This window comes from Nakamurella sp. UYEF19, from assembly GCF_040546275.1.
In the GTDB taxonomy this organism is placed as follows: domain Bacteria; phylum Actinomycetota; class Actinomycetes; order Mycobacteriales; family Nakamurellaceae; genus Nakamurella.
Map to the genome: position 1 here is coordinate 156,373 of NZ_JBEPNO010000012.1, position 17,597 is coordinate 173,969.

The following is a 17,597-nucleotide window of genomic DNA, read 5'->3' on the forward strand; positions in this document are numbered from 1 at the left end:
TCAGACGGCGTCCCCGCGACCGACCCTGGGGCGCGGTACCCGCCACTTGCGGATCAGGCAGGCGCGGTTGAAGGCGTAGAAGCCCAGCGAACGCGGCTTGATCGACAGACCCGAGGGATCGCCCTTCGGGAACTTCTCGGCCACCCGGCGGCTCAGCTGACGACCGAACGCGATGGAGTCGACTACGGCGGCCAGGATCGCGATCAGCAGGATGAACGGGCCGATCAGCTGCACCGTTGCGTTGTTGATCAGCAGGATGATGAAGGACAGCAGCGCCACTGGGAGCAGGATGCCGGCGATGTTGCGCCGCGAATCAGTGGCGTCCCGGACGAAGGCACGCACCGGACCGCGGTCACGGGGCAGGACGTAGGCGTCGTCGCCGCGCATCATCCGCTCGCGCCGCTGCACGGACGCCACCTTGCGCTCGTCCTTGGTCAAGGTCTTGCCGACCGTCTTGGACCGTTTGATCGCCTCGCGTTGCGTCTTGGGCGGGGGAGCGACCGGGCCCCGTCGGCCCTGCGCCTGGTTCTGCTTGGGTGTCGGGCGGCCCTTGCCGACCGTCGGCGCCTCGGGCTCGGCCACGACGGCGACATCGGATCCCTGGTCAGCCGACTTACGGCGAAGAAAACTCACCTCCGCAGGATAGGTGACGCGCACCGCCACCGACACCGCCGATCACGCCCCGCTGCAGCCCCGCACCCGGGAATGGTGCGGGAATAGGGCCAGAACGAGCGTGGTTGGAGGGAGAGAAGTGGTCGAGTCGACTCTTCAGCGCGCTTGTGGCGTGGCATCATCGAAGTAGAGCCGGTGCAGCAAGGCCGGTCAAGGACACCACCCCATACATCACGCCCGATCCGTCGGTCGCCGAGAGAGGGAGTCATATGACTACCGCCGATACGCAGACCTCCACGCAGGACGTCAGCCCTGTGACCGCCGAGGCCACCACCGAGGTGCGCGCCCACGGCGTGACGCTCTCCGACACCGCCGCCGCCAAGGCGAAGGCGCTGCTCGAGCGCGATGGAAGCTCCGAGATGGTGCTCCGTATCGCCGTCCAGCCCGGTGGCTGCTCAGGCCTTCGCTACGAGCTCTTCTTCGACGACCGCAGCCTCGACGGCGACGCCCTGGTCCACTTCGACGGCATCGGCCTCGCGGTCGACCGCATGTCGAAGCCCTACCTGGACGGCGCCGTCATCGACTTCGTCGACACGATCGAGAAGCAGGGCTTCACCATCGACAACCCCAATGCGGGAAACTCCTGCGCCTGCGGTGACTCCTTCCACTGACCTGAGCATTCGCGGGCGCACGAAGCTCGCGGGCACAAGAAGCCGGCCGTCGTACCCGTGAGGGTGCGGCGGCCCTTCTGTTTCAGCGTGTCGGTCGAGCCGTCGGGGTGCCAGTTGCCAGCAGTCGGTAGCACCGCGGAGACGGTAAGGTCGTCCTCGTCCGTCAGCGTCCGAGGTGGTAGCGGTGTCACAGCGCTCGCCCCGAAATGAATCGAAAGAGGCCTCGTGCCCATCGTCGTCACCGGCTCCATCGCCACCGATCACCTGATGCACTTCCCGGGCAAGTTCACCGACTCGCTCCTTCCGGACCAGCTGCACCGGGTCTCCCTGTCGTTCCTGGTGGACGATCTGGTGGTGCGTCGCGGCGGAGTGGCGGCCAACATCTGCTTCGGCATGGGGCTTCTCGGGGTCAACCCGATCCTGCTAGATGCGGTCGGTGCGGACTTCGACGACTACTCGAGCTGGCTGCAGCGCCACGGCGTCGACTGCTCCCACGTGCACATCTTCGAGGATGTGCAGACCGCTCGGTTCGTCTGCACCACCGACGACGACATGAACCAGATCGGCTCGTTCTACGCGGGGGCGATGGCCCGGTCGCGCGAGATCGAGATCGGCCCGGTGGCCAACGTGGTGTCCTCGATCGACCTGGTGATGATCAGCGCCGGCGACCCGGCCGCGATGGTCCGTCATGCCGAGGAATGTCGTCAGCGGGGATTCACCTTCGCCGCCGACCCGTCGCAGCAGCTGGCCCGGATGGAGGGCGTGGACGCCGCCAAACTGGTGGACGGTGCTGCCTTCTGGTTCTCCAACGACTACGAGCTCGGGTTGCTGCTGTCGAAGACGGGCTGGACAGAGTCGCAGCTGCTGGAACGTGTCGGGCACCGGGTCACCACACTGGGTTCCAAGGGTGTCGAGATCGTCGCTGCCGACGGATCCCACCTGCACATCCCGGTGGTGCCGGAGCTGGCCAAGATCGACCCGACCGGTGTCGGCGACGCCTTCCGCTCCGGCTTTGTCGCCGGTCAGTACCGGGGCCTTGACTTCGAGCGGTCGGCCCAGCTCGGATCCCTGATGGCCACCCTGGTGCTCGAGACGATCGGCACCCAGGAATACACGTTCGACCCGATCACCGCGATGGCCCGGCTGGCCGCCTGCTACGGCGACCCGGCAGCGCAGGAGATCTCCAACGCCATGGGCTTCGTCACCGTCTGACCCGTCCGTCCGACCCCTCCGGCGCATACAGAACTGCTGTGCGCATACGGATGTTCCTGGAACCGGCTCCAGAAGCCGGTTTTCGAGCACTCCTGTATGCGCAGGGCACTCCTGTATGCGCGGGGTACTTGGGGATGCGCGGGGTACTTGGGATGCGCGGGGTACTTGGGACGCGCGGGGTACTTGGGACGCGCGGGGTACTTGGGACGCGCAGGGGCCGGGGTCAGAGGAAGACGGGGTAGGTCGGCTCGGGGATCACGGGCTTCAGGGCGCCGGTCACGAAGATCTCGTGCCAGAGCTGGAACACCAGCACGGTCCAGATCGGGCGTGAGTAGTCGGCGACGCCGGCCCGGTGGTCGTCGAGCAGCTTCAGCACCGCCGCGGGGTCGATGTACTGCTCCGTCTGCGACGTGGTGATGATGTTGCGGGCCCAGTCGTAGGAGCCCTCCTTCAGGTAGTACCGGATCGGCACCGGGAAGCCCAGCTTCTTCCGGTTCAGCACGTGCGGCGGGACGATCAGCTCCATCGCCCGGCGCAGCGCCACCTTGGTCGCGTGGCCCTGCACCCGATACTCCGGCGGCACGCTCCTGGCCACCTCGAACACCCGCGGGTCCAGGAACGGGACGCGGAGCTCCAGGGAGTTGGCCATCGTCATCTTGTCGGCCTTGACCAGGATGTCGCCGCGGAGCCAGGTGAACAGGTCGATGTGCTGCATCCGGGAGATCGGATCCGACCCCAGCGATCGCGCGTAGATCGGGTCGGTCACGTCGCGGATCGACCGGGCGGGCGAGTAGGTCCGCAGCACCGGCGGCAGCTGTTCGTCACGGAAGATCCGCGCGTTGCCGTAGTAGCGCTGCTCCAGGTCGATTGCACCGCGCCGCAGCATGTCCTTGCCCCGGAAACCCTGCGGCAGTGCGCGTCCCACTGCGGCCAGACCCTTGCGGAGGCCACGGGGGAGCGACGTCATCGGAGCCAGCGACGCCGGTTCGCGGTAGATGTTGTAGCCTCCGAAGAGTTCGTCGGCCCCCTCTCCCGACAGCACCACCTTCACGTGTTTGCGGGCCTCGTTGGCGACGAAGTACAACGGCACCAGCGCGGGGTCGGCGACCGGCTCGTCCAGATACCAGACGATCAGCGGCAGGGTGCCGGTCAGTTCCTCCTCGGTCACCGTCCGGACGACGTGCCGCACCCCGATGGCGGCCGCACTCTCGGCGGCGACGTCGATCTCGGAGAAACCGTCGCGGTCGAATCCAGTGGTGAACGTCATCAGATCCGGGTTGTAACGCTTGGCCAGGGCCGCGATCGCGGTGGAGTCGATGCCACCGGACAGGAACGAGCCGACGGTGACGTCGGCCCGCATGTGGGCGCCGACCGAATCGTCCAGGACGTCGGCGATGCGCTGGTAGAGGGCCTTCTCCTCGGCGGCGCCGGAGATCCGGGACGGGGCGAACGTCGGGTGGAAATAGCGCTCGGCCTGCAGGACCCCACCCGGCTCCAGGCTGAACAGCGTCCCGGACTCGACCCGGCGGATAGCCGCGTCCATGGTGGCCGGCTCCGGGACGTACTGGAGCACCAGGTAGTGCTGCAGGGCCGTCTCGTCCACGACGGCCGGCCCGGTCAGTTCCCGCAGGCCCTTCTCCTCCGACGAGAACCCGATGCCGTCGGGCGTCGTCGCGGTGAACATCGGCTTGATGCCGAACGGGTCCCGCGCGCCGAACAGCCGCCTGGTCTCGGTGTCCCAGATCAGGAACGCGAACATCCCGCGCAACCTCGAGACCGCGGCCTTGCCCCAGTGGTGGAACCCGGCCACGATCGCCTCGCCGTCACCCTCGGTCCGGAACGTGGCGCCGAACTCGGCGGCCAACTCCGCCCGAAGTTCCAGATAGTTGTAGATCTCCCCGTTGAAGACGAGGGCATAGCGGTCGGGGGACTCCGGAGGCCCCCAGCGCAGCGGCTGGTGGGAGTGCTCGAGATCGATGATGGACAGGCGGTTGAACCCGAAGACGACATCGCCGTCGTTCCACGTGCCGGCGTCGTCCGGTCCACGGTGCCGCGCGCACCGCATACCGGCGGCCACCGCCCGCACCCGGTCGACCCGTTCGTCGGCACTGCCGGTGGAGGACAGGAAGCCCATCAATCCGCACACGAGGTCGGTCACCCAATTTCTGTCATCGTCGGTAGGCGCACCCAGTATCCGTCAGTGGGGGGACAGATCCGCCGCGCAGCGCCCCCTCGGCGACCGCTTTTTGCAGCGACTCGAACGTGCGCCCCGGCGCCTCGCGGGCCTATTCTCGAATCATCTTCGACAAGTTGTAGATTTGACTCACGCCACAACGGCCCTGACCGGGTCGAGGGTGTCGGAGTCGAGTAATCTCAGTGGTGTCAGAGGTTCTTGACATGAAACGTGCAGGACGGCGGCACCGCGTTCGGTGGCCGCCGAGGTTCTTCAAGGAGGGCGCCCGAGTGGCTCGGACTCGTAGTACTCGGCGGTATGTGCTGGCCGGCTCGCTCGCAGCGGCCGGTCTGCTGCTCAGTGGTTGTTCCGCGGACGATCTGCCCCGCTTCGGCTGGCCCGAAGGCGCGACGCCCCAGGCCCTGCGGATGCAGCACTTCTGGTCCTGGACCTTCATCGCGGCGCTGGCCATCGGTATCGCGGTGTGGGGGCTGATGTTCTGGACCTTCACGTTCCACCGCAAGAAGAAGAACTCGCCCCTCTACCCGAAGCAGACGAAGGAAAATCTTCCGCTCGAACTCGTGTACACCGCGGTTCCGTTCCTGATGGTCGCCGTGCTGTTCTACTTCGCCGTCACCACCGAGAACTTCGTGCTGAAGAACGTCGCCAACCCGGACGTGAAGGTCAATGTCACCGCGTCGAAGTGGCTGTGGGACTTCAGCTACGACGGCACCACCTCGCCTGACGACAAGACGCAGGAAGTACACACGGTCGGCACCGCCAGCGAAGTGCCGATCCTGATCCTGCCGGTGCAGAAGACGATCCAGTACACGCTGCAGTCGAAGGACGTCATCCACTCGTTCTGGGTGCCCGACTTCCTGTTCAAGCGGGACGTCTTCCCGGACCCGGCGGCCAACAACACGCAGAACGTCTTCCAGAACAGCATCGACAACCCTGGAGCCATGGTCGGTCGGTGCGCGGAACTCTGCGGCACCTACCACTCGGCGATGAACTTCGAGGTCCGCGGTGTTCCGCAGAACGTCTACGACGAATACCTCAAGCTCCGCCAGACCATCAACCCGGCCACCGGCCGTGGCTACACGACGGCCGAAGCGCTAAAGAAGACCGGCGACGAGATCACGAGCTGTGGCACCCTCTGTGCGCCGCTCTCGACGACGACCTACCCGATCGATCCCAACCGTCAGGCCAAGTCGGCCTCTCTGCCCCTGGCCGGAGGGAAGTGATGGCAGTCGATCACGCTGATCTCGAACCGTCGGCCCCCCCGAAGCGAGGGCTACAGGTCGAGGCCTGGATCTTCCTGGCGCTGACCGGCTTCTTCGCCCTCGCCTCGGTGCTGTACGCGATCTTCGCGGGCGCCACAGAGCCTGTCGGCGTCGTCGCGCTCGTCCTGACGACGGGCCTCTCGCTGATCATCGGGACCTTCCTGCTGTTCTCCTCGCGCCGTCTCGAAGCGGCCCGGCCGGAGGATCACGAAAATGCCGAGGTATCGGACGGTGCCGGTGATCTCGGCTTCTTCTCGCCGGGTTCGTACTGGCCATTCGGCATGGCACTTGCAGCGGCGTTCACCGCCGTCGCCACTGCCTTCCTCCTGGTCTGGATGATGGTCATCACGATTGGCTTCCTGCTGGTCACGATCTGCGGCCTGCAGTTCGAGTACCACCGCCGGCCGACCTCGCACTGACCGGCCTCACTCTTCGGGCGGCTGCAGACCGCCTCATTGCCTCACGAGTAAGGGCTGTCGTCTCCGGATGGCAGCCCTTCCTGCTGTCCGCGAACATCGTGGACTGGGACGAACGGGGCCACCGGTATCACCGTGGTATCACCGTGCCTCCGGAGTGCTCTGGATGCCAGGTAGCACCATCCGTGCTGCTGTCGTCCACGGAGAGGATCTACCGACATGTCCGAGCAGCAACGATCAAGCGACATGTCCGAGCAGCAACGATCACAGCGCGCTGTCCTGAAGGTGGGGCCATCGGCCTCGGCACGGTCGGCAGTGACGCGTTCTTCCCGTCGATAGCGGCAGCGGCTCCTGGTGAGGCCGCCACGGCCGTACTCCCGGCGAACCCCACGTCCCACTACTTACTCGAGATGTCGGGCATCCCGGGTGATTCCACCGACGTGACCTACCGCCATCAGATCGTGGTGGACGGTTGGTCCTGGGGTCTGACCAACCCGGGGACGATCGCCGCCGGCAGCGGTCGCGGCTCGGGCAAGTGGAAGCCGCTCGACTTCGTCTCCATCGCACCGTGGGGCGTGGCATCCCCGCTCACCGCACTGGCCGCCGCGACCGGCGGCACCTGGACCGCGCGGTGCTGACCGTGGTCGGGTCCGGTGGGCGGGATCGGTCTACCCGCGGAAGCCACACGGCAGCTCTGGTCCGCCGGTCGTCACCACCTTCGACTTCCGCACCCAGAGGCAGGTCTGACGCTTGTGCAACGGGTGAGCGACCCGAGCAGGACATGCACGAGGGCCCCATCGGAATCCGATGGGGCCCTCGTGGCTACAGCTGCAAGCTATCTGGTCGGGCCGACTTCTATGACGCCCTGCCCGGCATGCTCGGAGTTGTCGATGATGCCGGTCTCATCGTGCGCACTCCAGGTGCCCTTGACCGCATGGCCAGCCGAACCGAGCTGGTTCATCCGCTTGGGCACCGGAGCACCCTGATAGGCCAACGGGATGGGGTGACCATGATCGTCTACCGGGCCCAGCGGCTGATGGACCTCGATGAACTCACCGTGAGGCAGACGCTTGATGATGCCGGTCTCGATGCCGTGCTCGAGCACATCGCGGTCGGAGTGCTGCAGGCCGAGGCACAGGCGGTAGGTGACCACGTAGGCAAGGACCGGCAAGGTGATGGACCCGATCCGACCGACCCACGTCATCACGTTCAGCGAGATGTCGAACTTGAAGGCGATGATGTCGTTGGCGCCGTTGATCAGGTTGATGACGTAGAAGGCGATGAACGCGACACCCAGCGAGGTCCGGACCGGAACGTCACGAGGACGCTGCAGGATGTTGTGCATCGCGTTGTCCTTGGTGAACTTCTTCTCGATGAACGGATACGACAGGACCAGGAACAGCAGGACCGTCGCACCGCCGATGGCCGGGAAGAACACCGCCGGAACCATGTAGTGCCCGAACAGGTTTCGGATCTCCCAGGCCGGCCAGACGCGGACCATGCCGTCCAGGAAGCCCATGTAGAAGTCGGGCTGTACGCCGGCCGAGACCTGCGCCGGGTTGTACGGACCGTTCGTCCAGATGGGATTGATCTGGAACAGACCGGCCATGATCGCGATGATGCCGGTGACGACCGCGAAGAAGCCACCGCCCTTCGCGGCGAAGGTCGGCAGGACCCGGACGCCCACCACGTTGTTCTCGGTGGCACGGGGCCCCGCGAACTGGGTGTGCTTCTGGAACCAGACGAGGGCGACGTGCACCGCGATCAGCGCCAGGATGATCCCGGGGATCAGGAGGATGTGGATGGCGTAGAAGCGGCCGATCACGATGGTCCCCGGGTAGTCGCCACCGAAGACGGCCCAGTGCATCCAGGTCCCGATGACGGGGATGGAGAGCAGGAAGGCGGAAATGGCACGAAGTCCGGTGCCGGAGAGCAGGTCGTCCGGCAGGGAGTAGCCGAGGAAGCCCTCGGCCATGCCCAGAACCAGCAGAAGCACACCGATGATCCAGTTGGCCTCGCGCGGCTTGCGGAAGGCGCCGGTGAAGAACACCCGGGCCATGTGCAGCATCATCGAGGCCAGGAAGATCAGGGCCGCCCAGTGGTGGATCTGTCGGATCAGGAGTCCGCCGCGCACCTCGAACGAGATGTCGAGCGTCGACTTGTAGGCCAGCGACATCGGGACGCCGCGAAGCTTGTCGTAGACACCGTTGTAGACGACCTCGCCCATGGAGGCGTCGAAGAACAGGGTCAGGTACACGCCGGACAGCAGCAGGATGAGGAACGAGTAGATCGCTACCTCACCGAGCATGAACGACCAGTGCGTCGGAAAGACCTTGTTCATCGCCGTCCGCAACGGGCGGGCGCCGTGGTAGCGGACATCCGCTCCGTCCAGGGCAGCCTGCACCGGACCGTCTGTCTTCTTCTTGGTACGCGTGGTGAGACTGCTCATCAGGCTTTGCTTCCCTTCGGATGGGATCCCCATTTGGTACTACCCGCGTTGGACTCCCAGAAACCTGGGCCCACGGGTTCGATGAAATCGCTCCTGGCGACGAAGTACCCCTGGGCATCCAGCTCGATCGGCAGCTGCGGGAGCGGCCTGGTGGCGGGCCCGAAAACGGGCTTGGCGCCGTCGAAGACATCGAATTGCGACTGGTGGCAGGGGCACAGAATGCGTCCGGTCTGCTGTTCGTACAGCGAGGCCGGGCAACCGACGTGGGTACAGATCTTGGAGTACGCGTAGTAGTCCCCGTACTCGAAACCGTCCTGACCGTTGCGGATCATGACGTTGCTGTCCGAGCGCAGACGGAACAGGAGTACCGCCGAGTCGGACGACTTCGCGCCACCGTCGACACCGGGGAACACCGTGACGATGCCGCCGGCAGAGACGTCGGCCGGCCGGACCGGTGTCCCGTCGATCTGGGTGAGCCGGACCTTCTGGGTGGTCTTGTCCGGGAGCACGACCGGCTTCCAGAGCGTCACCCACAGGTCGGAATCGGCGCCTTTGGACCAAGGGCTCTTGATGAAGCCGCCGAGGATCGGGATGAGGGTGGCAAGGCCGAGTGCGCCACCGGCCAGCACGAGCGAGCCCTTGAGCACGCCACGACGCTTGACCATGCCCATCTTGTCGACGGTGTCGACCATCTCGGCGCCGAGCGTCTGGCGGTCGACCTCGTCGGACATCCCGACGTGACGCTGCTGGACGGCGACCTCGTGCGGCGCGATCTTCTTCGCCAGCGCGATGACGCCGATGCCGAAGAACAGAACGCTCGCACCCAGGGTGGCGCCGACCAGCGGTGTGTACAGGCCGTAGAGGGTCTGGCTGCTTCCGGAGTAAGCGGTCTGGTAGCCGGCCGGCCAGAAGACGAACAACGCCGCTGCGGCCACCCCGAAGATCGCGGTGAGCACGAACCACTTCGCCACATTGCGCTCGGCCCGACGGTCCGCCGGGGACCCCGGTACATACCGCTCGCCGTACTCGACCAGCTCGACGCCATCGAGGGCCGCACCCAGGCGGGTGAGCTCCTCCTTGGACATCTTCTTCATCTCGTCATCCGACGGGATTTCGACGTCCTCCCCGCCACTCATGCTCTGGCCCCCATCCACAGGGTCAGGGCCACGATCGCGCCCATGCCGACCAGGAAGGCGACGAGACCTTCGGGTGCGGGACCGAAGCCGCCCAGGGCGTAGCCACCCGGGCTGACGGAGGCCTTGTTGTTCTGGACGTAGGCGATGATCGCCTTCTTCTCGACGGGGGTGAGCTGCGCATCGGAGAACTTCGGCATGTTCTCCGGGCCGGAGAGCATGGCGGCGTAGATCTGCTCGTTCGTGGCCTGATCGAGGTTCGGGGCGTACTTCCCCTGCGAGAGTGCGCCACCCTGACCGGTGAAGTTGTGGCAGGACGCGCAGTTCAGGCGGTACAGCTCCCCGCCCTTGGACACGTCGGCAACGGCCTGCAGGTCCCCGCCGGGGACGGAGGGTCCGCCGCCGTTGGACTCGATGTAGGCGCTCAGGTAGCTGATCTGCTCGTCGTTGAACGACGGATTCTTGCGCGGGTTCTGTGCGCCGTTGGCCACGCCGGGCATACGGCCGGTCGACACCTGGAAGTAGGTGGCCGCCTGGCCGACGCCGATCAGCGACGGGCCGCGGTTGAGCACGCCCTGGAGGTTCGCGCCATGGCAGGTGATGCAGGAGACCTGGTAGATGTCCTTGCCCTTGGCGATGTCCGCGGTGCTGGCCGTGTCGGCGGAGGCGGTCTGCGGGTTCGGCTGCAGAGCCGAGTACACGAAACCCATGGTGATCAGGGCGAACATCAAAGCCAACCCGCCGGTGATTCGACGGACGGTCTTCGTGCGACGGCGTCCGCTGCGTCCCACCTTGCCGGCTTCGTTCTGCACCTTGCTCTTGGTCATGCGGGGCACCTCGTACTCGTCTCGCGTCGGTGTGTGTTGCTGGTCGATGCTCTATCTGGGTGATACGGCGGCGAACACGGGTTCGGACGCACTATCGCGACCAAGGTGACCGGGGTCATTGGATGAGGTAGATCGTGGCGAACAGAGCGATCCAGACCACGTCGACGAAGTGCCAGTAGTAGGAAACGACGATGGCGCTCGTCGCCTGGGCGGGGGTGAACTTCGACAGCTTGGTCCGGCCCATCAGGATGATGAATCCGATCAACCCGCCGATGACGTGCAGGCCGTGGAAGCCGGTGGTCAAGAAGAAGACCGTGCCGTAGGCGGACGACGAGAAGGTCGTGCCCTCCTCGACGAGGTTGTGGTACTCGTTCGCCTGGCCGAGGACGAAGATCGCGCCCATCACCAGGGTTGCCAGGTACCAGCGCCGGAGGCCGAACACGTCGCCCCGCTCAGCAGCGAACACGCCGAGCTGACAGGTGAACGACGAGGCCACCAGGATGATGGTGAACGTCAGGGCGTAGGGAACGTCGAGTGTCGTCGGCTTGGTCGGCCATTCACCGGTGGTGTTGGTGGCTTTCGCCGTGAAGTAGATGCCGAAGAGGCCGGCGAAGAACATCAGTTCGCTGGCCAGCCACACGATCGTCCCGACGCTCACCATGTTCGGCCGGTTGAGCGTATGGATCCGCGAGCTGATGGCGGGGGCCCCTGCTGGACCGGTCGCAGTCGTCACAGATGAATTATGTACCGCCCTCGCGCCAGGCGTGCCTGCGGGTCTACTCAATTTCGTAGCAATCTCGGCCAAACTTCACATCTCTGCAGGTCAGGGCCTTAAAAGATCTTCGACACGTTGTAAAAATTGGGTGTCTGCGGCGCGCCGCGCCCCGTGGACCCGGACCACCATCCGCGAGGGCTGAACCTCTAGGATCAGGCGCAGGTCGATTCCATCGCAGTTCGTCGAGGTCCGAAGGGGAAATACCTGATGAGCAACCCCGTAGTCGTGGTCTACAGCCATCGACAGGACGTCCGCGAGCGGATCATGAACGCCATCGGGCGACGCCCGGCGCCCGATGTCGGCCGTATCGACTTCCTCGAATGCGCCTCGGTGGCTGACGTGCTGATGGCCATCGACGACCAGGTTGCCGACCTCGTCATCCTCGACGGCGAGGCCCAGCCCACCGGTGGCATCGGGATCTCGCGGCAGATCCATCAGGAGGCGAAGATCATTCCGCCGATCATCCTGACTGTTCGCCGGGCAGCCGACCGCTGGCTGGCGACGTGGGCGAGGGCCGACGAGATCCTCGTCCACCCGCTGGATCCGGTGACGGCGGCCGAGACGGTCGCCTCGCTGCTGCGCCGGCTTCCGGCCAGGACCACCCCGGCCGCGGCAGGTTCGGTCTGACCGGTGGGTTCTGAGCAGGTTCCGACATTCACCTGGCCGCAGGTGCTCACCTCGTTGCTGGACGGCGTCGACCTGACGTCGGTCGAGACGTCGTGGGCGATGGATCGCATCATGTCCGGTGAGGCCAGCCCGGCTCAGCTGGCCGCGTTTGCGGTCGCGTTGCGTGCCAAGGGCGAGACCGCCCAGGAGATCGCCGGCCTGGCAGATTCGATGTTGGCGCACAGCGTGCGGGTGAGTGTGCCGGGTCGCACCGTCGACATCGTCGGCACCGGCGGGGATCGCTCCAACACGGTCAACATCTCCACGATGGCCGCGGTGGTGACCGCGGCAGCGGGAGCGACCGTGGTCAAGCACGGTGGTAGGGCGGCGTCCAGCAAGTGTGGGGCGGCGGATCTGCTAGAGGGTCTCGGTGTGCCGATCATGCTGGGTCCCGATGCGGTGGCGGCCACCGTGGCCGAGGTCGGCATCGGGTTCTGCTTCGCCCAGGTCTTCCACCCGTCGATGCGCTTTGCCGGCCCGGCCCGTCGTGAGCTGGGTATTCCTACCTTCTTCAACATCCTCGGTCCGCTGTCCAACCCGGCCCGTCCCGCTGCGTCGGCGATCGGCTGCGGGAACATTGCGATGGCCCCGGTGATCGCCGGCGTCTTCGCCGACCGGGGCGCGGACGTGCTGGTCTTCCGAGGTGATGACGGACTGGACGAGCTCACCACCACCACGACGTCGTCGGTCTGGGTGGTCAGCGGGGGTTCGATCACCGAGGCGGTCGTCGATCCGACGAGGTTCGGCCTCGTCCGGTCCGAGCCGGGGGACCTCACCGGCGGCGACGTGGCGTTCAATTGCGCGGTCGCGAACCGGGTCTTCGAGGGCGGCGCCGGTTCGGTCCGCGATGCCGTGATGCTCAATGCCGCGGCCGCGATCGCCGCCCACGCCGGGCTCACCGGAGATCTCGACGCGGACCTCGAGGCCGGCCTGGCTCGTGCCGCTGTGGCCCTCGATTCCGGCGCCGCCGCAGCACTTCTCGCCCGCTGGGTCGAGGTCGGGAGCAAGCTCGCCGGGTAGCACTCCTGGCCGGTGGCGTCGACTGGTGCTGCTTTGGGTCTGATGCTGGCTGATGTTTCCAGCTGGCTGGACCTGTTTGCCCGTCAGTCCTGCAATCCGATGGAGAACGCGTCCGCGGTGTCCCGCTGGGAGTAGGAGCGGAAGGCGATGTGGGTGACGGTGCGGACCACGCCCGGGATCTTCGAGATGTGGCCGGGCACCAATTCGGCGATCGCTTCGTGGTCGGCCACCGAGGTGATCGCGACCAGATCGACATCACCCGCACAGGAGTAGACCTGATCGACCCCGGCGAGATCGGCGATGGCCTGCGCGACCTCGACGATCCGGTCCGCCTCGACGTCGATCATCACGATGGCGGTCACCATGTGCGCACCTCTTCCTGCTCGGTGTTGTGACTCCGGGGTTGTGGGTCTGGGTGGTGTGGGTCTGGGTGGTGCGGGTCTGGGCGGTGTGGGTCTGGGTGGTGGGGCGATGCTAGCTGTCTGCGCGTTCCGCGGTGACGGTGCGCCTTGGGTCTGGTCCGCTCCCGTACTGACAGCTGGTCACGCGTTCGGTCCGCTTCACGTTCACCGGAGCCACAAGGACCTGAAACGCGATGCCCGAAACGCGATGCTGGGAACGCGATGCCTGAAACGCGATGCTGGGAAGGCGACCTTGCCTACCCAGGTCGTCCGGACCCGTGGATACCGCAGGTCCTAGTCGTTCGACTACGAACGACTACCACCTTCGCTATCGACCGCAGCGACATCGGGACCGACCGCACGCGACTAGTCGGCCGTCCCCGACCACCCCGGCGTCGGCGACCAGGCCCGTTGCGGCCATCTCAGCGCCTCGCCGTCCAGCGGACCGACCTTCTGAGCCGACATGCGGCCATGCCCACGCCACGCGCAACGCGGGGCCGTCAGTGGCACATCCAGATTGACTGCTGCTAGTAGCGCCAGGAGGCGGGAGCCAACTGGGCCTTGGCCAGCCCGACCGCGGCCATGAACGGTCGCCATCGGCCGGCGCCGGCGGCGGGGCTGTGCCAGGGCTCGGTGCTCTGTACCAGTCGGGTGCCGGCGCCCTCGACCCACCGCAGCAAGGTAGCCGTCTCTTCGGCGCTGGCCCCCGGCAGTGGACCGCCGGACGGGATCACCGTCTCGGCCGACGCGGTCAGCAGCTCGATCACCGGCATCGGGTCGATCCCCAGGCGCGCCCGGCCGGCCGCCGCCAGCCTTCCGTACCGGATGACGGCGAACTCCCACCCACCCGCGGAAGCCGGCTTGGCCGTCACGAGTTGTTCGATACCCGCGAACGATCCGAGCCGCTGACGGCGGTCGACAGCTTCGGCGAGCACGGACAGCCTGTCGCGCACCACGGCAGCCTGGTCGAACCGGCCCTGCGCCGACAGTCGATCGAGCAGTGCCCGCAGTCCGACCAGCACCTCGTCCGACGAGCCTGCGATCAGGCCGGCGATGCGCGCGGTGTGGACGGCGTAGCTGGTCTTGTCCTCACGGCCGTCACACGGCGCTCCGCACCGGCCCAGTTCGGCTAGCACACAGGCTGAACCCTTGGGGGACAGGGATAATCGCTGTGAGCATCGGCGCACTCCGACCACTTCCTGCAGGGCCTCGACTGCGGTGGTCGCTGCCGCCCGCGAGGTAAACGGACCCAGAGCGGTCGGCCGTCCGGCCTGCGGATTGTTCACGATGCTCAGGCGCGGGAAAGGCTCGACGGTCAGCACCACCCAGACCACCTTGTTCGGTGATCTTGACCGCCGGTTGTATTTCGGCTGGTGCGCGGCGATCATCCGCTGCTCTCGGATGTGCGCCTCGAGGGCGTGGGCGCACTCCACGTAGTCCACCCGTTCGGCCAGGGTGATCATCTGCTTGATCTTCCCGCGGGTCTCGCCGGCCCCGAAGTACGACCGCACGCGTTGTCGCAGGTTGACCGAGGTGCCGACGTAGAGCACCTCGTCGGACCGTCCTCGGAACAGGTAGACGCCGGGTGTGGTGGGGAGATGGTCGGCGAGTGTCCGTTTGCGTCGCCGGGCCGGCGAGACGTCGCGAGAGAGTTGTTGGAGCTCGGTGAGGCTCTGCACGCCCAGCGGACCGAGCCTCTCGAACAGCGCATGCAGTACGTCCACGGTGGCCCGGGCGTCCGTCAGCGCGCGGTGATCCGGGGCGACCTTGGAGCCGAGTAGCGGAGCGAGCAGGCCGAGCCGGACGCTCGGCGCCTCCTCCCTCGTCAACACCCGGCGGGCCAGTTTCACCGTGTCCACCACCGCATTTCCCGGCCAGGGAACCCCGATCCGGGCACAGGCCGCCTTCAGGAACCCGATGTCGAAACCGGCGTTGTGCGCGACCAGCACCGACCCTCTGGCGAACTCCAGGAACGACGGAATCACGGTGGCGATGGTCGGGGCGTCGAAGACCATGGCGTCGCTGATCCCGGTGAGCATGACGATCTGCGGCGGGATGGACCGACCGGGGTCGACCAGTGTGGCGAACTCGCCGAGTACCTCCCCGCCTCTGACCTTGACTGCGCCGATCTCCGTGATCGCCTCGGTCGCTGCAGAGCCTCCGGTGGTTTCCAGATCGACCACGACGAACGTGATGTCGCGCAGCGGGTCGCCCAGTTCGTCGAAGCTGTGCTGGCCGGAGGTGAGGAGAGACGCGGCACCCCTGGTGCTGCTGTTGCCTCTGGGACTGCTGATCACGATGTTGCTCACCGACATGACGCTAGAGGCGACCACCGACAGCGAGGCGGGCCGGAGGCTCGCCGGAGCTGTCGGGCGTGGTGCTGCTGGGTTCGAGTGGCTGCGGATGGGACCACAACGGGGGTCGCACCGGGAGAACCGCAGGTCGGTGGAACTCATGTACAAACGGCCGGCGTGGCGCCCTGAGGGTGCGCCGCGGTCGCACAATGGCCCTATGTCGGACACACCCGCCCCGCTCGGAGGCGCTGGCGACCCAACGCCGATCAGCGCCCTTCCGGCGGCAGTGCGGACGGTCATCGTCAGCTGGGCGGCGGAGGCCCTCGGCCGACTACTGCCGGTGCAGGTGCCAGCGGGGCTGGTCAGGGTGGCCAGGTTCACCCCCGTCAAACGGGCGCGTCTGGGCGCGGCTGCCCTGGCCCAGGCGGTGGATGCCGATCCCGGATTCCGAGCCGCCGTCGCCGAGCACGCCCGGTCCCTTGCCCGATCCGACGATGTGGCGGATGCCGAGGCCGCCGCGGTCGCCCACCTGCTAAAGCTGCCCACCGAGCAGGAGCTCATGGCGGCCATGGAGCGCAGTGCACCGGAAGGTCTCCGAGCCGAGGTCGCCGAACTGAAACGTTCGGTGCGGTCGTTGCAGCGAGACCTGCAGCAGGTCACGACCGAACGTGACGAGGCCCGGCTCCTGGGACAGCCCGGGTCGAATAGCGCAGACGAGGCCGACAAGCTGCGGCGACGACTGCGCGAGCAAGGTACGCGGCTGCGGCAGGCAGTGCTTGCCCAGGAGACCGAGGCAGCGAAGTCGCACGACGAACTGGTGTCGCTCCGTGGGCAGGTCAAGCGGTTGACCGACGAAGTGACGATTCTCCAGGACCGCACGCGGTCGGCCGTCGAGCGCGCGGACCGGGCACAGGAGAGCCTCGGACGCGTTCGCGAGCAGGCCGGCCTGCACAAGTCGACGGCCGACCGGAGGCTGGACCTGCTGCTGTCAACCGTTGAGGGCGCCGTCAGCGGGCTGCGAAGGGAATGGGATCTGGCCGGCGGTGGATCCGATCCGGCCGACGTGGTCGCCGGTCGACTGCCTAGGTCGGGTCGGGAAGCCGAGAGCACCGCCGATCCGTCGAGACTGCACTCCTGGCTGGGTCTACCGGCCGCTCATCTCATCGTGGACGGCTACAACGTCAGCAAGACGGGCTACCCCGGCCTGACGCTGGCCCAGCAGCGGGAACGTCTGGTCCGGGTGCTGGCCGCCCTGTCTGCAAGGACGGGGGTCGACGTGACCATCGTGTTCGACGGTGCCGCGGTCGCTGTTCCGGCTCCGCCCGGGCGTGGCATCCGCGTGTTGTTCTCCCCGCCGGGGGTCATCGCCGACGACGTCATCCGTGATCTGGTGGCCGCCGAGCCGTCAGGTCGGGTGGTGGTCGTGGTCAGCTCCGACCGTGAGGTGGCCGACGGCGTCCGTCGCCGGGGCGCCAGGACCGCGGGATCCGATGTGTTGCTCGCCTTGCTGGGCTGAGGTTCGGGCGGCTACCGACAGCTGCGGCGAGCCTTCGGCCCACCTGGCTGTCGTTCTTTTTGTGCGGCCGCTGTGGTGGTCGGGTCCGGAGCCACCCTTACCCGGCTGCGTCCTCACCGACAGCTGCGGCGAGCCTTCGGCCCACCTGG

16 protein-coding genes are annotated in these 17,597 nt (G+C 66.8%); 8 read left to right on the plus strand and 8 right to left on the minus strand.

Annotated features, from left to right (window positions below; translation table 11 throughout):
• A complete protein-coding gene (locus tag ABIB25_RS17230; RefSeq protein ID WP_354529708.1) occupies positions 1-633 on the minus strand; it encodes a DUF3043 domain-containing protein in 633 nt (210 codons plus the stop codon).
• A 248-nt stretch (positions 634-881) separates the two neighbouring features.
• Between ABIB25_RS17230 and ABIB25_RS17235 the strand changes: the two genes are divergently transcribed.
• Both ABIB25_RS17235 and ABIB25_RS17240 read left to right on the plus strand, forming a co-directional pair.
• The gene (locus ABIB25_RS17235) at positions 882-1,283 is read left to right on the plus strand and encodes a HesB/IscA family protein (RefSeq protein WP_502919833.1); all 402 of its coding nucleotides are present in this window, start codon (positions 882-884) and stop codon (positions 1,281-1,283) included.
• Between the two features lie 267 nt (positions 1,284-1,550).
• Positions 1,551-2,495, plus strand: a complete 945-nt coding sequence (locus ABIB25_RS17240) for a carbohydrate kinase family protein (RefSeq protein WP_354529731.1) — start codon at positions 1,551-1,553, stop codon at positions 2,493-2,495.
• Positions 2,496-2,718: 223 nt separating this feature from the next.
• On the opposite strand, the gene asnB is transcribed toward ABIB25_RS17240, so the two are convergent.
• Positions 2,719-4,641 (minus strand): asparagine synthase (glutamine-hydrolyzing), encoded by a 1,923-nt coding sequence (gene asnB / locus ABIB25_RS17245; RefSeq protein WP_354529732.1) that lies wholly within the window; start codon positions 4,639-4,641, stop codon positions 2,719-2,721.
• Positions 4,642-4,958: 317 nt separating this feature from the next.
• Between asnB and ctaC the strand changes: the two genes are divergently transcribed.
• The 3 genes from ctaC to ABIB25_RS17260 all read left to right on the plus strand — a co-directional run bounded on the left by ctaC (position 4,959) and on the right by ABIB25_RS17260 (position 7,005).
• Positions 4,959-5,912, plus strand: coding sequence for an aa3-type cytochrome oxidase subunit II (gene ctaC, locus ABIB25_RS17250; RefSeq protein WP_354529709.1), 954 nt, complete (start codon positions 4,959-4,961; stop codon positions 5,910-5,912).
• Positions 5,912-6,370 carry a cytochrome c oxidase subunit 4 gene (locus ABIB25_RS17255; protein ID WP_354529710.1) on the plus strand — a complete coding sequence of 153 codons (459 nt, stop codon included), beginning with the start codon at positions 5,912-5,914 and terminating at the stop codon, positions 6,368-6,370. Before ctaC ends, ABIB25_RS17255 begins: the two co-directional genes overlap by 1 nt.
• 182 nt (positions 6,371-6,552) lie before the next feature.
• Complete coding sequence (locus ABIB25_RS17260) at positions 6,553-7,005, plus strand: type VI secretion system tube protein Hcp (protein ID WP_354529711.1); 453 nt, start codon at positions 6,553-6,555, stop codon at positions 7,003-7,005.
• Positions 7,006-7,202: 197 nt separating this feature from the next.
• Here the strand turns inward: ABIB25_RS17260 and qcrB are convergent, their stop codons facing one another.
• The 4 genes from qcrB to ctaE all read right to left on the minus strand — a co-directional run bounded on the left by qcrB (position 7,203) and on the right by ctaE (position 11,509).
• Positions 7,203-8,816, minus strand: coding sequence for a cytochrome bc1 complex cytochrome b subunit (gene qcrB / locus ABIB25_RS17265; protein ID WP_354529712.1), 1,614 nt, complete (start codon positions 8,814-8,816; stop codon positions 7,203-7,205).
• Positions 8,816-9,952: a cytochrome bc1 complex Rieske iron-sulfur subunit gene (gene qcrA / locus ABIB25_RS17270; RefSeq protein ID WP_354529713.1), complete on the minus strand. Its 1,137-nt coding sequence runs from the start codon at positions 9,950-9,952 to the stop codon at positions 8,816-8,818. Before qcrA ends, qcrB begins: the two co-directional genes overlap by 1 nt.
• Positions 9,949-10,776 carry a cytochrome bc1 complex diheme cytochrome c subunit gene (gene qcrC, locus ABIB25_RS17275; protein ID WP_354529714.1) on the minus strand — a complete coding sequence of 276 codons (828 nt, stop codon included), beginning with the start codon at positions 10,774-10,776 and terminating at the stop codon, positions 9,949-9,951. Before qcrC ends, qcrA begins: the two co-directional genes overlap by 4 nt.
• A 115-nt stretch (positions 10,777-10,891) precedes the next feature.
• Positions 10,892-11,509 (minus strand): aa3-type cytochrome oxidase subunit III, encoded by a 618-nt coding sequence (ctaE, locus tag ABIB25_RS17280; protein ID WP_354529716.1) that lies wholly within the window; start codon positions 11,507-11,509, stop codon positions 10,892-10,894.
• A 249-nt stretch (positions 11,510-11,758) separates the two neighbouring features.
• On the opposite strand from ctaE, the gene ABIB25_RS17285 reads away from it, so the two are divergent.
• Together ABIB25_RS17285 and trpD are read left to right on the plus strand one after the other, a co-directional pair.
• Positions 11,759-12,178 carry a hypothetical protein gene (locus tag ABIB25_RS17285; protein ID WP_354529717.1) on the plus strand — a complete coding sequence of 140 codons (420 nt, stop codon included), beginning with the start codon at positions 11,759-11,761 and terminating at the stop codon, positions 12,176-12,178.
• 3 nt (positions 12,179-12,181) lie between these two features.
• Positions 12,182-13,237 (plus strand): anthranilate phosphoribosyltransferase, encoded by a 1,056-nt coding sequence (gene trpD, locus ABIB25_RS17290; RefSeq protein ID WP_354529718.1) that lies wholly within the window; start codon positions 12,182-12,184, stop codon positions 13,235-13,237.
• Positions 13,238-13,320: 83 nt separating this feature from the next.
• Here trpD and ABIB25_RS17295 read toward each other — a convergent pair whose 3' ends face one another.
• Both ABIB25_RS17295 and ABIB25_RS17300 read right to left on the minus strand, forming a co-directional pair.
• Positions 13,321-13,602: an Lrp/AsnC family transcriptional regulator gene (locus tag ABIB25_RS17295; protein ID WP_354529719.1), complete on the minus strand. Its 282-nt coding sequence runs from the start codon at positions 13,600-13,602 to the stop codon at positions 13,321-13,323.
• A 563-nt stretch (positions 13,603-14,165) separates the two neighbouring features.
• Positions 14,166-15,932, minus strand: a complete 1,767-nt coding sequence (locus tag ABIB25_RS17300; protein ID WP_502919836.1) for a DEDD exonuclease domain-containing protein — start codon at positions 15,930-15,932, stop codon at positions 14,166-14,168.
• Positions 15,933-16,149: 217 nt separating this feature from the next.
• Here ABIB25_RS17300 and ABIB25_RS17305 point away from each other — a divergent pair, with 217 nt between their 5' ends.
• Positions 16,150-17,448, plus strand: a complete 1,299-nt coding sequence (locus ABIB25_RS17305) for an NYN domain-containing protein (protein ID WP_354529720.1) — start codon at positions 16,150-16,152, stop codon at positions 17,446-17,448.
• Positions 17,449-17,597 lie beyond the last annotated feature (149 nt).

What these genes read in the sequence shown, in the direction of transcription:
- ABIB25_RS17235 (WP_502919833.1), top strand. Translation starts at nt 882, where the DNA reads ATGACTACCGCCGATACGCAGACCTCCACGCAGGACGTCAGCCCTGTG.
- ABIB25_RS17240 (WP_354529731.1), top strand. Translation starts at nt 1,551, where the DNA reads ATGCACTTCCCGGGCAAGTTCACCGACTCGCTCCTTCCGGACCAGCTG.
- ABIB25_RS17255 (WP_354529710.1), top strand. Translation starts at nt 5,912, where the DNA reads ATGGCAGTCGATCACGCTGATCTCGAACCGTCGGCCCCCCCGAAGCGA.
- qcrB (WP_354529712.1), bottom strand. Translation starts at nt 8,816, where the DNA reads ATGAGCAGTCTCACCACGCGTACCAAGAAGAAGACAGACGGTCCGGTG.
- qcrA (WP_354529713.1), bottom strand. Translation starts at nt 9,952, where the DNA reads ATGAGTGGCGGGGAGGACGTCGAAATCCCGTCGGATGACGAGATGAAG.
- qcrC (WP_354529714.1), bottom strand. Translation starts at nt 10,776, where the DNA reads ATGACCAAGAGCAAGGTGCAGAACGAAGCCGGCAAGGTGGGACGCAGC.
- ABIB25_RS17285 (WP_354529717.1), top strand. Translation starts at nt 11,759, where the DNA reads ATGAGCAACCCCGTAGTCGTGGTCTACAGCCATCGACAGGACGTCCGC.
- ABIB25_RS17295 (WP_354529719.1), bottom strand. Translation starts at nt 13,602, where the DNA reads ATGGTGACCGCCATCGTGATGATCGACGTCGAGGCGGACCGGATCGTC.
- ABIB25_RS17305 (WP_354529720.1), top strand. Translation starts at nt 16,150, where the DNA reads ATGTCGGACACACCCGCCCCGCTCGGAGGCGCTGGCGACCCAACGCCG.